The organism is Vibrio sp. V10_P2A27P122, assembly GCF_963874335.1.
In the GTDB taxonomy this organism is placed as follows: domain Bacteria; phylum Pseudomonadota; class Gammaproteobacteria; order Enterobacterales; family Vibrionaceae; genus Vibrio; species Vibrio anguillarum.
In genome coordinates, this window is the sequence record NZ_CAWNHY010000177.1 from 13,668 (window position 1) to 29,908 (window position 16,241).

Annotated in this window: 14 protein-coding genes; 7 read left to right on the top strand and 7 right to left on the bottom strand. The window is 44.4% G+C overall.

All coding sequences use genetic code 11. From position 1 onward, the window contains the following. Positions 1 to 224: 224 nt before the first annotated feature. The 5 genes from treC to gmhB all read right to left on the bottom strand — a co-directional run bounded on the left by treC (position 225) and on the right by gmhB (position 5,495). A complete protein-coding gene (gene treC / locus AACQ17_RS08050) occupies positions 225 to 1,916 on the bottom strand; it encodes an alpha,alpha-phosphotrehalase (protein WP_017045566.1) in 1,692 nt (563 codons plus the stop codon). Between the two features lie 61 nt (positions 1,917 to 1,977). Continuing rightward, positions 1,978 to 3,402 (bottom strand): PTS trehalose transporter subunit IIBC, encoded by a 1,425-nt coding sequence (gene treB, locus AACQ17_RS08055; RefSeq protein ID WP_026027679.1) that lies wholly within the window; start codon positions 3,400 to 3,402, stop codon positions 1,978 to 1,980. 167 nt (positions 3,403 to 3,569) lie between these two features. Continuing rightward, positions 3,570 to 4,517: a trehalose operon repressor TreR gene (treR, locus tag AACQ17_RS08060; protein WP_088732013.1), complete on the bottom strand. Its 948-nt coding sequence runs from the start codon at positions 4,515 to 4,517 to the stop codon at positions 3,570 to 3,572. A 55-nt stretch (positions 4,518 to 4,572) separates the two neighbouring features. Beyond that, positions 4,573 to 4,917 carry an MliC family protein gene (locus AACQ17_RS08065; protein WP_094147271.1) on the bottom strand — a complete coding sequence of 115 codons (345 nt, stop codon included), beginning with the start codon at positions 4,915 to 4,917 and terminating at the stop codon, positions 4,573 to 4,575. A 26-nt stretch (positions 4,918 to 4,943) separates the two neighbouring features. Beyond that, positions 4,944 to 5,495, bottom strand: coding sequence for a D-glycero-beta-D-manno-heptose 1,7-bisphosphate 7-phosphatase (gene gmhB / locus AACQ17_RS08070; protein ID WP_094147272.1), 552 nt, complete (start codon positions 5,493 to 5,495; stop codon positions 4,944 to 4,946). Positions 5,496 to 5,692: 197 nt separating this feature from the next. Here gmhB and metN point away from each other — a divergent pair, with 197 nt between their 5' ends. From metN to AACQ17_RS08085, 3 genes are read left to right on the top strand one after another with little or no spacing between them, the layout of a single operon-like run. Beyond that, positions 5,693 to 6,727 (top strand): methionine ABC transporter ATP-binding protein MetN, encoded by a 1,035-nt coding sequence (metN, locus tag AACQ17_RS08075; protein WP_013857383.1) that lies wholly within the window; start codon positions 5,693 to 5,695, stop codon positions 6,725 to 6,727. Further along, positions 6,717 to 7,394, top strand: coding sequence for a methionine ABC transporter permease (locus AACQ17_RS08080; protein ID WP_017044205.1), 678 nt, complete (start codon positions 6,717 to 6,719; stop codon positions 7,392 to 7,394). Before metN ends, AACQ17_RS08080 begins: the two co-directional genes overlap by 11 nt. A 49-nt stretch (positions 7,395 to 7,443) precedes the next feature. Next, on the top strand, positions 7,444 to 8,253 hold the full coding sequence (locus AACQ17_RS08085) for a MetQ/NlpA family lipoprotein (RefSeq protein WP_013857385.1): 810 nt from the start codon (positions 7,444 to 7,446) through the stop codon (positions 8,251 to 8,253). 93 nt (positions 8,254 to 8,346) lie between these two features. Here AACQ17_RS08085 and AACQ17_RS08090 read toward each other — a convergent pair whose 3' ends face one another. After that, a complete protein-coding gene (locus AACQ17_RS08090) occupies positions 8,347 to 9,123 on the bottom strand; it encodes a Zn-ribbon-containing protein (RefSeq protein WP_094147429.1) in 777 nt (258 codons plus the stop codon). A 2-nt stretch (positions 9,124 to 9,125) separates the two neighbouring features. Beyond that, positions 9,126 to 9,671, bottom strand: coding sequence for a SecY-interacting protein (gene syd, locus AACQ17_RS08095; RefSeq protein ID WP_029189917.1), 546 nt, complete (start codon positions 9,669 to 9,671; stop codon positions 9,126 to 9,128). 98 nt (positions 9,672 to 9,769) lie between these two features. Here syd and queF point away from each other — a divergent pair, with 98 nt between their 5' ends. The 4 genes from queF to ppnN all read left to right on the top strand — a co-directional run bounded on the left by queF (position 9,770) and on the right by ppnN (position 16,232). Then, positions 9,770 to 10,615 (top strand): NADPH-dependent 7-cyano-7-deazaguanine reductase QueF, encoded by an 846-nt coding sequence (queF, locus tag AACQ17_RS08100; protein ID WP_094147428.1) that lies wholly within the window; start codon positions 9,770 to 9,772, stop codon positions 10,613 to 10,615. A gap of 14 nt (positions 10,616 to 10,629) precedes the next feature. Continuing rightward, a complete protein-coding gene (locus tag AACQ17_RS08105; protein WP_094147427.1) occupies positions 10,630 to 12,897 on the top strand; it encodes a tetratricopeptide repeat protein in 2,268 nt (755 codons plus the stop codon). A gap of 109 nt (positions 12,898 to 13,006) precedes the next feature. Next, positions 13,007 to 14,563 (top strand): GGDEF domain-containing protein, encoded by a 1,557-nt coding sequence (locus AACQ17_RS08110; protein ID WP_017044199.1) that lies wholly within the window; start codon positions 13,007 to 13,009, stop codon positions 14,561 to 14,563. Between the two features lie 301 nt (positions 14,564 to 14,864). Further along, positions 14,865 to 16,232 carry a nucleotide 5'-monophosphate nucleosidase PpnN gene (gene ppnN, locus AACQ17_RS08115; protein WP_013857392.1) on the top strand — a complete coding sequence of 456 codons (1,368 nt, stop codon included), beginning with the start codon at positions 14,865 to 14,867 and terminating at the stop codon, positions 16,230 to 16,232. Positions 16,233 to 16,241 lie beyond the last annotated feature (9 nt).

The following is a 16,241-nucleotide window of genomic DNA, read 5'->3' on the forward strand; positions in this document are numbered from 1 at the left end:
TATAGCGGATTGTGTTTCATCTTTGTGTGACTAATTGTGACCAAGCAACAAAGTTGTGGTGTTGTTAAAACATTAAACAAATCATCAACAGCAGAGCCTACTGCGTTGAATCAATAAGAGTACGAAGAAAGTACCATTGGGCCTTGACTCATAAACAGAGTCGATAAAAAAGCCCCGAAAATTCGGGGCTGAAAAATGACTGAATCTATAGGGGTAGGACTCAATCAGGATACTAAATCGAACAAAATTACGCGTGTTTCATACGGACGAAGCACTTGATGTTCCAAAACTTTGAGTAGTTTTATATCTGTATAGTTGCCTAACAGGTATTTTGCTTTCTCAATCGGTAACTCTTTTGGCAGCACGCATTCGGTGTCAACGCCATAATAGTTATTGATACAGATCAGCACCTGTTTCGCGTTGCGTCGCTGGTAGGCAAAAATCTCTTTATGATCGGGGAGTAAATCGGTGTAATCACCATCGGTAATTACACCGATTTTTTTGCGCAGCGCTATCAACTCTTGGTAGAAATAGAACACCGATTGCTCATCAGCTAACGCCCGTTGCGCATTCAATTCTTGATAGTTTTCTGCGATGTCTAGCCAAGGCTGACCTTGGCTAAAACCAGCAAAGCGCTCTGCATTCCATTGCATTGGCGTGCGAGAATTGTCACGGGATTTTTGTGCAAGAATGGCCATCATGGCTTCATGACTTACCCCTTGCTGGTTCACCATGATGTCGTAAATGTTAGTACTTTCCACATCTCGGTACTGTTCAATAGCGGTGTAGCCGGGATTGGTCATGCCTATTTCTTCACCTTGATAAACATAAGGCGTGCCTTGCATCATATGAATCGATGCGGCCAACATTTTTGCCGACTCAACGCGATAACGTTGATCATCCCCTAAACGGCTCACGATACGAGGTTGATCATGGTTACACCAAAAAAGTGCTCCCCACCCTTTACCATTTAAACCCGTTTGCCAATGGTTGAAAATCTGCTTCAATTGCAAGAAATCAAATGGCGCTTTCGTCCATTTTTCACCGTTCGGATAATCCACTTTTAAATGGTGGAAGTTAAACACCATCGACAGCTCTTTGCCGTCCAAGCGTGAATATTGTTGGCAATGTTCAAGCGTTGTTGAGGACATTTCCCCCACAGTGACGCTGCCGTATTGTTGAAAAACAGCTTGGCTGATCTCTTGTAAAAATTCATGCACGCGCGGGCCATCGGTATAAAAACGGCGTCCATCACCTTGGTGATCATCACTGAAATCCTGCGCTTTTGAGATTAAATTGATCACATCGAGACGAAAACCATCCACCCCTTTTTCGGCCCAAAAACGAATCACTTGCTTCACTTCCTCACGAACTTGAGGATTTTCCCAATTTAGATCCGCCTGCTCTTTGGCAAATAGGTGCAGATAATATTGCCCTGTTGCGTCATCTAACGCCCATGCACTACCACCAAACTTTGACTGCCAATTATTTGGAGCCTGACCATTAATCGGGTCTTGCCAAATATAATAGTCACGATACGGACTTGATTTATCACCCAACGCCGACTGAAACCAAGCGTGCTCGGTTGAGGTGTGGTTAACCACAATATCCATAATAATGCGGATACCTCTTTGATGAGCTTGAGCCAGCAGTTCATCAAAATCTTGCATGCTACCGAATTGAGGATTGACACTGTAATAATCCGAAATGTCATAACCGTTATCAACCATCGGAGATGAATAAATGGGTGTCAGCCAAATGGCATCAATTCCCAAGCGGTGCAAGTAATCCAGTTTAGAGATGATCCCTTTGATATCTCCCGTTCCTTTATTGCCGCTATCACAAAAACTTTTGGGATAAATCTGATAGATGGTCGCAGTTTTCCACCACTGACTATCACTCTTGGTTATAACCATATTGACAACTCACTTACCAAAATGAAAATGAGTGGTGAAAACTCACCACTCGAATGAAAGGTTATGCACTTGCTGGCTCTAGCTCGCCTTTAGCTTGAGCTCGTTTGTATAAAAACAGAGTAAGCAGAATTGGGACGGCCATCGCCACCAGCATCGCGATGCCGTAAATACCCCAGTATTGTGGTTGAATCGAAAGAATACCGGGTAAACCACCCACACCGATGCCATTCGCCATCACCCCTGCACTACCACAAATTGCGGCTGCAATAGCACTACCAATCATGGCGCTTAGCATTGGGAACTTGTACTTTAAGTTGACACCATACATCGCTGGCTCTGTCACACCCAAATAAGCCGAAATAGCCGCAGGAACAGAGATGTCTCGCTCACCGTGTTTTTTGCTGATAAAGATGATACCGACGACCGCAGACGCTTGAGCAATATTTGACAGTGCAATCAGTGGCCAAATTGGCGTACCACCCATTTCTTGCATCAATTGCAGATCCACCGCGTTAGTGGTGTGGTGAATCCCGGTAATAACCAGTGGCGCATACAAGAAACCGAACACCATTGAACCGATAACCGCAAAATCGCCAGTCATTGCAGCTTTAGCCGCAAACGCGACGCCATCGCCCAATACGCGACCAAATGGACCAATTAAAGCGTGGGCCAAAATAACGGACAATATGATAGAGATAAACGGCACAACAACGAGGTAAAGATAAGAAGGGATGATGCGCTTTAAGTTTGTCTCAATAAACGCCAGAGCAACACCCGCCAACATTGCAGGAATCACCTGAGCTTGATAGCCGACTTTCTCTATCACAAACAAGCCAAAATCCCACACTTCGGGCATCTGCTTACCGATCAGATAAGCATTCATTAATTGAGGCGAAACCAGAGTCACACCCAAAGTAATACCTAGTATCGGTGTTCCACCCAACTTTTTCACCGTTGACCAACAAACACCAACCGGTAGGAAGAAGAAAATAGCCTCGCCAATTAACCATAAGAAAGAATGAACCGTGGCCCAAAATTGGCTAATTTCAACCAAGGTTTTGCCATCGAACATGCGAATGTCGCCAATGACATTACGAAAACCGAGGATTAAACCGCCAGTGATGATCGCTGGCAGCAAAGGAACAAAGATTTCCGCAAGATGCGAAATGCCACGTTCTAAAAAGTTCATGTTTTGGCGAGCGGCTTTCTTCGCTTCATCTTTAGAAACGGCTTCTTTGCCTGAAAGCCCGATTAAGATGGCGTAAACTTCGTCCACCTCAGTACCAATCACAACTTGAAACTGCCCAGCATTGGTAAAACACCCTTTAACCATGCTCAGCTGTTCTAGTCCTTTTTTATCCGCCTTGTCGGTATCATTTAAAACAAAGCGTAAACGAGTCAAACAGTGACTCACACTGGCGATGTTCTCTTTACCACCTACCAGCTCGATAAGACGTATCACGTCTTGCTTCGCTATCTTGGCCATACTTTTGCCCACCCTATATTGGAATACTGTCTGTTTTTCTTTTTAATGGGAACATTCCCACCTACAAGTGCAATATTGACATAAATAATAAAAGACAAAAATGGGAACAATCCCATTAATTGAATAAGATCACAGACTAATTGTAATTCACTTTAAGAAATAAGGAGTTAGCTTGTTAGCGGTTGTTGAGTGATGTGTGCAGGGTTCATTTCATTATTAAGCTGTAAAATCAATAAATTAGCTGCTTTTTCTCCCGCTTGAGCATAGCCAGGATCAATACTGTAAATATTAGGGAAAAGAAAAGAGAGCAGCTCATTACCACCCACACCAGTGACGGCGATATCATCTCGGCCCAATTCTTGGAGACGTTTAATCACGCCAAGTGCCAGAGTGTCACTGGCGCACACGATAGCTTGAGTCTGATCATTCAGCACTTCATCAACCAGTTGGTAGGCACTTTCATGATGCAAACGCCCAGTGCGATAATTGGGAGTGCATCCACTTTGTTTACACCAATCTAAGTACGAATCTAAACGTAATTTACCTGTCGTTTTATCGCTAGGATCGACCCCAATGTAGGAAATATGAACTCGATTTTTCGCAGTCAAATGAGCAAGCGCGCCTTGAATAACACCATAATTGTCATAGTTAATCGATGAGACTTTATCGGCATCCATCGCAATCACAACCGCTCGCGATGCCCATAGGTTGAGTTGTGTAATATCGAGATCGGTAAAACCAAATACAATCACACCATCCACATTACGCTTATGTAAAACCTCAAGATGCTCGTTCGTTTTAGTGCGATCAAACTGGCTTTCCATAATCACCACATCGTACCCATTTTGATACAACACCTGTAACATTCGCCCCACGGCGCGGTTTTCAGACGGTGACTCAAGGCGTGAGATAATCACGCCAATCACTTTCTCACTGCCACCACGCATTAACTGAGCCGATTTCAGTGGCACATACCCAGAATCTTGGATAACGCGTTCCACTTTTGCTCGTGTTTCAGGCTTCACTTTTGGGTCGTTCGTCAATACACGAGAAACCGTCGATTTACCAACACCAGACAGTTTTGCAATATCCAAGATAGTCAGTTTTCTGCTCATGCGAACCTATAGCGTAAATAAAAATGGAAGATAGCATGCGCTTATCTTAAATGAATTATTGAGTGGTACAGCCTTGATAAGTCGTTGATCCCACTTCGAGCAAAGCCTCATCGCCTTTCGTATGTAAAAGCACGGTTTGAGGCTGAGTTTGCTCGCTATCGTCGATCACATACTTTGCGCCAGAGGCGGCTGGAATTTGTATTAATGTATATTCGCGATCGGCAATACGGAGAACGGCTGACTGTTGCTCAATATACGCAACATCAAAATGCTCACCAGAACGGCATTGATAATGCTGGAACAGGTTCTCACTTTCAACGCGCGAATCGTTCGCGTAATATGGTGAGCATGCCGCTAAAAAACCAACACTGAATCCAACAAAAAGAAATGATTTATTCATATTGCCTTCCACAAAGGGGGGAATTTTTACGGTGCAAGAAAAGCAGGGACATCGCGAATACTATCAAGTACCACGGTGGCGAGTAATTCACCTTGCTCAGTAACGGGTTTACCGGTACGCACTAACACACGAGTACCAACACCTGCGGCTTGTGCAGCCATCATGTCTTCAGCTTTATCGCCTATCATCACGGATTTTTCCATATCGATATCAAGAAAGTCCCGTGCGGAGATAAACATACCAGGCTTGGGTTTGCGGCAATCACACTCTTCTTTGTACTTACCTTCACCGTGCTCAGCATGGTGCGGGCAGTAATAAATACCATCAAACTCGACACCGTGATCGGCAAAATTCCAGTCCATCCATTGCGTTAAAGATAAAAAGCGCTCTTCACTAAATTTCCCACGAGCGATACCTGATTGGTTGGTCACCAAAACCAGCAAATACCCCATGTCTTGAAACTTCTTACTGGCTTCAAATACACCATCAATAAACTCAAAATCATGCTCATCATGAACATAGCCATGGTCAACGTTGATCACGCCATCGCGATCTAAAAACACTGCAGGTTTAGCCAAAATAACTCTCTCATATCACGCCAGATATGATGATTATTACACGCTTTATTTTTTTCATCACTACCTAATTCACCAAAGCGTTTAGACGTCTAGACGTAAAAATATCTATTGACTTAAATCAAGTTAAGCCATAGCATCGTCCAACAAGTGAGAGAGAGTTCAACATTTTATTCTGTTATCCCTGCACAGGTTTTCCGATGATTCAAATTAATCAAGTAAATAAAGTTTTCTATCAAGGCAATAAGGAAATTCATGCTTTGAAAGAGATTAATCTTCACATTAAGCAAGGCACTATTTTTGGTGTAATTGGCTCGTCAGGTGCAGGGAAAAGTACACTGATTCGCTGCGTCAACATGCTAGAAGCTCCAACAACAGGTTCGGTTGTGGTTGATGGCGTTGATTTAACTCAACTGAGCAAATCAGAACTCAGCCAAGCTCGTCGCAACATTGGCATGATCTTTCAACACTTCAATTTGCTTTCATCACGTACGGTATTTGACAACGTTGCTCTGCCACTTGAGCTGGCTGGTGTCGAAAAAAATAGCATTGAAAAGAAAGTGTCAGAGCTGTTGCAACTGGTCGGCCTGACGGATAAGCGCGAAACTTATCCTGCAAATCTGAGTGGTGGTCAAAAGCAACGTGTTGCAATAGCGCGAGCACTCGCCTCTGATCCCAAAGTATTGCTGTGTGACGAAGCAACCAGTGCGCTTGATCCTGCGACGACTCAATCAATTTTAGAGCTATTGAAAGAGATCAACCGCACACTCAATATCACCATTTTGCTAATTACTCACGAAATGGATGTGGTAAAAAGTATTTGCCACGAAGTGGCGATTATTGGCGACGGTGAACTGGTTGAAAAAGGCACAGTTGGCGAGATTTTTGCTCACCCTAAAACCGCCTTGGCTCATCAATTTATTCGCTCAACGCTCGATTTATCAATTCCGGAAGATTACCAAGCTCGCCTGCAAGCCACTCGCGTAAAAGGTAGCTACCCGCTGGTGCGATTAGAGTTTACAGGCGCAACGGTTGATGCTCCATTGATGACACAAATTGCCCGTAAATTTAATATTGATGTCAGTATATTAAGTTCTGACCTTGATTACGCTGGTGGCGTTAAATTCGGCATGATGGTCGCTGAACTGTTTGGTAATGAGTCGGACGATACGGCCGCTCTTGAATTTCTTCGCGAAAACAACGTAAAAGTAGAGGTACTTGGTTATGTCCTTTAACACCATCACCGCTTGGTTAAACTTGAATGGCGATCTTCTACTGATGGCAACCTGGCAAACACTCTACATGGTCGCTGTCGCGGGCATCGTCGGTTTCGTGGTTGGTATTCCACTGGGGGTTATTTTACATACCACCAAAAAAGGCGGCCTTCTCGAAAACACTCAGCTGAACCGCATTCTTGGTGCCATCGTCAACATTGGTCGCTCTGTGCCATTTTTGGTGCTTATGGTGGCCATTATTCCGGTGACAAAACTGCTTGTCGGTACGTTTATTGGCACCACGGCGGCCATTGTGCCGCTGACGATTGGCGCAATTCCATTTGTCGCTCGTTTAATTGAAAGTGCATTGCTGGAAGTGCCCACTGGTTTGGTCGAAGCTGCGCAGTCAATGGGGGCTACGCCGATCCAAATTATTCGTAAAGTGTTGCTTCCTGAAGCGCTACCAACGATTGTCAACTCAGTCACCATCACTATGGTCACTCTAGTAAGTTACTCTGCCATGGCCGGAACCGTTGGCGGCGGTGGCTTGGGCGATGTCGCTATTCGTTACGGCTTTCATCGCTACGACTTAGGCATCATGACGGTCACCGTGGTGATGTTGATTGTCTTAGTACAAATTATTCAATCGATTGGCGATAAGTTTGTCCGCCGTGTCGACCACCGTTAAATCACAATAAAGTTAAAACACAGATTCTTTTTATAACAAGGAGTTAATCATGAAATTTAGCCTTAAAGCTCTACTTACCCTCGCCGTTAGCGCTTCAGCACTCGTGCTGGCAGGCTGTGGTGAAAAAGCGGTCGACAACAATAAAATCAAAGTGGGTGTCATTGCCGGTGCTGAAGCACAAGTTGCTGAAGTTGCAGCAAAAATTGCAAAAGAAAAATACAACCTAGATGTAGAACTCGTAACGTTTACCGACTATGTTACTCCTAATGCGGCACTGGATGATGGTTCGATTGATATCAATGCATTCCAACACAAGCCATACCTTGATCAACAGATCGCTGACCGCGGTTACAAATTAGCGATTGCAGGTAACACCTTTGTTTACCCGATTGCTGGCTATTCAAAACAAGTGAAATCGGTTGATGAGATTCAAGATGGCTCTCGTATTGCGGTACCTAACGATCCAACCAACCTTGGTCGCTCTTTACTGCTGCTAGAACAGCAAGGCCTTATTACTCTACGTGACGGAGCAGGCCTACTGGCAACGGTACGTGATGTGGTCGCCAACCCAAAAAACATCACTATTGTTGAGTTAGATGCCGCGCAACTGCCTCGTTCACTTGACGACGTTACGCTCTCGATCATCAACACGACCTACGCCAGCTCAATCAATCTAACGCCTGAAAAAGATGGTGTGTTCGTTGAAGATAAAGAGTCACCTTATGTCAATATCATTGTTTCTCGTGCAGAAAATCTGAATGCTGAAAACGTGACTAACTTTGTTAAAGCCTACCAAACAGAAGAAGTGTACCAAGCCGCTTCGAAAATTTTTGACGGTGGCGCAGTAAAAGGCTGGTAATTAATAAACCTATTACCTGTGCAAAAAGCCTATAAAAACAGAAAAGCCGATACGCGATGTATCGGCTTTTTCGTATCAACAACACGCACCTGTTTACTTAATATGATCCCAAGACATATTGGACACAATACGGCACGGGTCGCACTTAAAATGGAAAATGTCGTGCAGCGGTTCATCGAGTAGCCACTCTCCCCCACATTTCGGGCATTTTCTGGCTTGTTCGTCCGCTAGGCTCTGGCCGCCAACTCGATACTGATAGTAATAAGTAGGGACGTGGGTCAAAAACTCAATTCGTCCTCGTAAATCCCATCCTCTAATAAACAGCACACTGTCCGCATCGCAAATCTCGTGCAGTGCAGCGTGTTCTGCTCGGCAACCACCCGCCATCTGAAGTTCATCACACGCCTGCCACTCTGTTTGCCATTTGATCACTGCTTTATGATCGCCATTTAAGGTCGCAGAATTACGATATAAAGGGATCGGCAGTAATGTGTCACCACTGCGCAGCGGAGAACAAGTGTGTACATAAGTGGTGTAAAGTATCTGCCAGCTAGGCAAAACATCATCAGCGGCTTGCTCGGAATTAAGATCGCGCCCCAACAAACGGGCTTTCGGAGCCAGCAAACTAGCCTCCGTCAAGCGATTCAGGCACATCCTAACAAAATCAGAGTGATACTTAGGGTGTAAGCTTTCTTGCTCTGGGCAAACCACCCGCACAAAGAACTCGCCCTCTCCCATCACGATGGGGAATTCACGCCCAAGCACTTGACCGTTATAGCGTAAAGCATCCATTAGGCCATTAATCGCTTTATCTACCGCCGAGATAGTCGTGTTATCAAAACACTCAAACTGCAATTCAACCACGTACATCGTTACACCACAGGTTCTAAATTAGCGAAAAACTCGGCCACACTTTCGGCTAGCACGTCGCGTTTATCGGTACCTAAACGTTCTAATAACACATGGCCAGAAAGGTTACAGATCGAAATTACATCCATCTCCGCATCGGTTGCACCAATAAACACGGTTGGTTTGAGTTTTAGTCGGCGCTGAGTCACCAAATGACCGAGGATATTTTCCTGCAAACGAACAAAATCATCCTCACTCCACACTTGCAATAGAGCGAGCTCGTTGCCTTGCCATTTAGCGGGCATGTCCGCACAAAACTGTACGCCATAAAAGGCTTTAATATCAGAATGTAGAGTCAATTCAATCGCTGCTTCTACGTTAGAAAAATCAGCTGCAACCGATCTGACGACGGGCTTCCACAGCACACTGTCTTGGTCGTTCATCACTGCACAAGGGGAATCCAACTCAGCCAACTCATCATTACGAGGAGACTCGCCATGCTTTGTTTGGTAAGCGTCAAGATAACGTTGAGTAAATGAAAGTAAGGCTTGCTCGGCAGTTTGTGCCATGAAGTGCTCCAAAATTGATGAGTCGCTGCCTTGTGTGATGACAGCAACCCTAGGATTGCGTAAAATTCTGCTTATTCTAATCGAATTGACGTGAAAGTATGAGCAAATATTCCGATGCCAAAGCGCTGGCAGGGTTAACCCTTGGCAAAAAAACCGACTACGCCAAACAATACGATCCAAGCTTACTGCAACCTGTCCCTCGTAGCTTAAACCGTGATGATCTGCATTTGGGGGATAGCTTACCGTTTAAAGGCTGTGACATTTGGACTTTGTACGAGCTCTCTTGGCTCAATGAAAAAGGGTTACCACAAGTGGCAATTGGCGAGGTTTCTATCCCTGCGACAAGTGCTAGTTTGATTGAATCTAAATCCTTTAAGCTCTACCTCAATAGCTATAACCAAAGCAAAGTAGCCAGTTGGGATGAAGTAACGCAGCGCTTAACCAACGATTTATCGGCCTGTGCCGGCGCGCCAGTCAGTGTCACTCTCAACCCGGTGAGCGATTACACTGGCCAAGCAATTGTGACTATGCAAGGTGAATGCATTGATGGACAAGATATTGAGATTGAAAGTTACCAATTTGATGCCAGCTTACTGAAAAGTGCCGCGCGTGGTGAGCAAGTCAATGAAACACTGCACAGCCATTTACTGAAATCGAACTGTTTAATCACCAATCAACCCGACTGGGGCAGCGTCGAAATTCATTATCAAGGTCAACAAATTGATCGAGAAGCACTGTTACGTTATCTCGTCTCATTTCGTGAACATAATGAGTTCCACGAACAGTGTGTAGAGCGCATCTTCACCGACATTATGCAATACTGCCAACCGACACAGTTAACAGTATACGCTCGATACACTCGCCGCGGCGGTTTGGATATCAACCCATTTCGCTCAACCGAACAAGAACGGCCAACACATAACCAACGTATGGCCCGTCAATAAGGATTAGCATTAGGATGATCAACGTGCGCTGGACACTTTTGCTCAGTTTAACTCTGGCTCTGTTTTCATTGGCTTCACAAGCCACTATCTACTCGTCGCCAATGTTAAATGAAGCCAATGGGTTGATTGATATCTCACCGAATCAAGCCAAAACCCTAGCCACTGAGTATCTGACTCAGCGCAAGTTGGCCGAAAAATCAGAAAAATCATCATCAGTGATGGCGCGCGATGAAAGCGACAGTCGGATTCGAACACCGGGCAGCAGCGTTGATGCGTTAAAGATTTTAGCCAAAGCAGAGTTCCAGTTGCACAATATGGATGCCGCACTGGCCGCGTTAAAACTTGCTGAAGAGCTCACGCAACACTATCAATTGCCTTATTTAGCCACGGATGTACAAATACTCAAAACTCGTCTAATTTGGCTCAATAATAATGATGCAAGCGCCGCTCGGCAGGCGCTACGCGCGATCAGCATTCAATATGATGCCATCAAAAATGCGGATCAAGTGGCAAAAGGTCTCGATTATAAAATTACCCTGCTCAAAGCAGAAATTGCCTCAAAAGCCAATGATATCGAACTGGCCAATAAGCTTTTTGCTGACCTAAAGCCTTACATTGATTCGATCTCCTCACCGAAAACCGTGATTGAATATCAGATTGTTATTGGTCAACATTTTCTCACTCATGGCTTTTACAATCGTGCTTTATCTGAGTTGCTAGTTGCCTATTGGGGCGCGATTGAAAACAACTCAAGCGCCCTACTCGCTAAAACCAATACCTTACTGGCTCAGCTTTTTTTTGAAAGAAAAGTACTCGATAAGGCTTTAGAGCATTTGTCTCAAGCCGCCGATTTTTATGACGGCTATAACAAGTCGCCAGCCTTGGCTGATGTATTGCAACGTATGGGCGATCTCTATTACCAGCAAGGTAAATACAATCTAGCGCTCGTTCACTACTTCAACGTGATCGATCACGAAACGAGCCGTAATGATCTGGAAAAAGTCATTGAAGTGCGTATTAGTTTGGCGGCGACCTACCTTAATCTCTATAACTACCCATTAACTGACCAATATCTCACTCGCGCTGAAAACTTGCTTGAGCTGAAAGATTATCCTCGTTTAAAGGCACAGGCTTACTTACTGCATTCAGGATTAGCCTTTCACCAAAAGCAAGCCGATGTGGTCATCAGCAACGCTCAACACGCCTTAAGCGTTGCTAAAACGATGCAAGATGAAGAGATTGAAGAGCATGCCTATCGGTTACTGGCCTTGGGTTATGAGCAAAACGGTCAGTACGCACAGGCCTTAGAGAACATAAAACGCAGCAATGCACTATCGCAAATACGCCAAGAAAAACTCAATCAGATCAGTGAAGATGCTTTTCGTCAACAAAAAGAGTTTGTAGAACAAACCTTACATCTGGTCGGGCAAGAAAAAGCGCTGCTCAAAACTCAAGAAGAGTATAATAAGTTCAAAAAGATCGCCTTTATTCTGTTTATCATCTCCATCATTTTATTTTTACTGCTACTGCGCAGAGGCTACCTTATCCAGTTGCAAAATGAAGAAATCGATGAACTCAACAGCACGCTCTTTACCCATTCTCGCTCTCGCTTGCGTAACTTGCGCATGCTCAATGCTAAACTTCCTTCAGCGATGCAAAAAAGCAGCCGTCATTTTGAGCCGTGGTATATTGGTGAACTCATCCACGAGCCACTGAGTGATCGCCTCCGCTTTGTGATGATTGATATTCCCTTTCTGCGCAACATGTACTTAGAACATGGCTATTCAGCTGGCTTAGAATTGGAGCATCAATTTGGTCAGTTTTTAAAATCGAAAATCAAAGAACCGAATCGGATTTATCACTTTTCAGATTCCAATCTGCTCTATATCGAACCGAATGCCGATCGCAATACACCGCCTGAAATCGCATTCGATCAAATTCAGCAATGGATAGATGAATTTCAACCTGAACGTCGCTTAAACCGTACAATACGGATGGGCATCGCCGACTACCCCTTTTTGCCAAGAGCTTATATGGCGATTAATGATAAAGAGCTGCTCGATATTCTGCTGATGGCAACCAACACGGCTCGTGAGCTAAGTATGAGAGAAGGAGCAAGCCATTGGGTCTACTTAAAAGCGATTGATAACGCTCCAGCCGCTAGTTTTGCCTCCAACAATATTCGCAAATCATGCAAGCACGCCATCAATCAAGGGTTGATAAAAGTGCATTCTTCTTATAAGAATGAGGAGAGCATCAAAAAACTCCTAAAAGATGGGTAATTACTCGGCATTCAATGTGTTAAAGCAGTGACGTGGGCAATTAATTTGTTATTATCGATAAATCAATTAATAGGATCCTAACGATCCTCGCAGTTTAGTTTAGTTGTACATGGGCGCTCTCGAACAGGATATTCAAACACAGTTACAGCAGCTGAAAACTCAGTTGGAACAGGTTCGTTTGACACACAGGGACACTTCGTTCAAATTTAAACGAGAACATACTGTCCTAAAACGGATCGTCGCATCATTAAGCTTGGCGTGTCAGGGCAATGATCATCAGCTAAATATTAATTTATCGGATCTTCGTGAAGCTCTAGAGCAACAAAAAGACGTAAGCACGCTCATACCTCGCTTAGCCGTATTGGAGCGCATGTTGAAGCAACAAACTTTGGTTATGGAAAAAGAAAACTCTCATTTGGACTCTCAAATCAAACATTGTGGAGAAACATTACTTCGCGTTGCTGGCCTACCCGCCAAACTTAAGCGTGATTTGCGTGATCTGCTCAGTTTTTCAGAAGCTCAGCCTAAAGCCGAACAAGCGATTCAACTGCTTGGGATTTATGAACGTGCAATCAAAATAATAACAGCGAACCCGAATACGGCCATCAGCGAGCTGCATGTCGCGGATAGAGAGCTATTGACCAAGCTATCCGATGAACTGCAACACCTGATCACTGAATTGGATTTTGAAGGTGAATCAGGGGAACTACTGGTAGATATTCGTGCCAAGCTGTTGATTGGCGTATCGACATCAACGCTCTTAGAGTTGACGTTAGAGATTCTAAAACTGGTGATTGATGGCACCAACAGTGAGCGCAAAACATCTGAGAAGTTTTTAGAACAGGTCAACTCATCACTCACAAAACACATTAAAAGTAGCACTCACAACGCAGACCAAAGCCAGAGTTACTTTGAACATCGCCAAGAGATGAATGCTGAACTCGCCGCTTTGATTACCCAAAGCCAAACTCTAATCAAAGATTCTGTGGCGATTGACGATCTTAAGCTCTCCGTTTCACCTATATTATGCGAAATGGCGTCACTTTCTGAACGCTTAAGTCATGCAGAGCAACGCGAGCAGGCACTGATTGAACGCTTAAATTATGGCAAAAATCAAATGGAAGCTCTGTTTGAGCTCACCCAAGATTATCGCCGTCGATTGGAAGATCAGTCTCAGCGCTTGCTGCTTGATCCACTGACAAAAGTCTATAATCGCACGGCCTTTAATGACCACCTTGAGCTGGAATATCGGCGCTGGATAAGAGCTCAACATACTTTCCGAATCGTAATCTTTGATATTGATAAGTTCAAAACTATCAACGATAGCTTTGGCTATACGGCAGGTGATAAAGCCCTTAAAATTATTGCCCGCACCATATCCAAAGAAGCATCTGATACGGATACCGTGGCACGTTTCTCTGGTGAAGAATTTATTATTTTACTTCCCGATCAAGAAGATAATCACTGTTTCAAGGTGGTAAAAAACATTCAACGTCATGTATCGAGGCTCCCTTTCAAGTTCAGAGACAAGAGTATTACGATTACACTTTCAGCCGCGAGTACCTGTTTTAAAGACTCCGATACGCCAGAGGAAGTACTTGAACGTTTACGCCGCTCGTTACTAGAAGCCAAGAGTTTCGGTCCTAACCAAGTAGTTTGGAAATAAACACAAGTCCAGATCGGATGTAGACAAAAGAAATCCATTCAAATCGCGGCCTTAACTGGTCGCTATTTGAACAAAACCAAACTAAAGCGTGCTGAACATCACACTCTGCTTGCATAAACATTTCCTAACAATCGAGAAAAGAACTAGATTGATACTGTAATTTCAATCAGTTATATCGTCCTATCGCACATCCGTCACTAAACGAACCATGACCTATACTCCATACTAAGCGGGTATATATAAAAACCAACTTTAGTCGTAGCGTGGACATTTTCCTTACTTCTCAACTAAGGAGGCCAGTATGATTACTCATATCAGCCCTACAGGCAGCATGGATCTGCTTTCTCAACTTGAAGTTGAGCGTCTAAAAAAGACCGCGTCGAGCGATCTATATCAACTGTATCGTAACTGCACTTTGGCGGTACTTAACTCTGGTAGCCATACGGATAACTCAAAAGAACTTCTTGAAAAATATAAATCTTTTGATGTCACTGTCATGCGCCGTGAACGCGGTATCAAGCTAGAGCTGACGAATCCACCAGAACATGCCTTTGTTGATGGGCAGATCATTAAAGGAATTCAAGAACATCTGTTTTCGGTCCTACGCGATATCGTTTATGTCAACATGCATCTGGCGGATAATCAGCGCCTAAATCTTACCAATGCTATTCACATCACCAACTTAGTGTTTGGTATTTTGCGTAATGCCAGTGCCTTGGTTCCCGGTCTTGAACCTAACTTAGTGGTTTGTTGGGGTGGACACTCTATCAACCCTACTGAGTACCAATATACGCGAGAAGTGGGCCATGAACTGGGCTTGCGTGAACTGAACATTTGTACAGGCTGCGGACCAGGCGCTATGGAAGGGCCAATGAAAGGAGCCGCTATTGGACACGCTAAACAGCGCTATACCGCACAACGCTATCTTGGCTTAACCGAACCATCGATCATTGCCGCCGAGCCACCGAATCCGATTGTGAACGAATTGGTGATTATGCCGGATATTGAAAAACGCCTAGAAGCTTTTGTGCGAATGGCGCACGGCATCATTATTTTCCCCGGTGGAGCAGGAACAGCGGAAGAACTGCTGTACATTTTGGGTATCATGATGCACCCAGATAACGCAAGCCAACCAATGCCAATTGTACTGACTGGTCCAAAAGAGAGCGAAGCCTACTTCCGTTCAATCGACACATTCATTGCCGAAACATTAGGTGAAAAAGCACGCCAGCATTATCAAATCGTCATTGATGATCCAGAAAAAGCGGCGCGTATCATGAGTCAAGCGATGCCGCTGGTTCGTCAGCATCGTAAAGATAGTGGTGATGCTTATAGTTTCAACTGGTCCCTCAAAATCGAGCCTGAGTTCCAACTGCCTTTTGAACCGACTCACGACAGTATGGCCAACTTGGATTTACACCTAAACCAAAAACCAGAAGTACTCGCTGCTAACTTGCGTCGCGCCTTCTCTGGCATTGTCGCTGGTAATGTGAAAGCGGAAGGCATTCGAGAAATTGAACGTCACGGCCCATTCATCATTGATGGCGATGCCCAATTGATGAAAAAAATGGATCTATTGCTAAAAGACTTCGTTGCACAACACCGAATGAAGTTGCCCGGCGGCAGTGCTTATGAACCTTGCTATAAAATTGCAACCAATAACCAATAACCATTAACC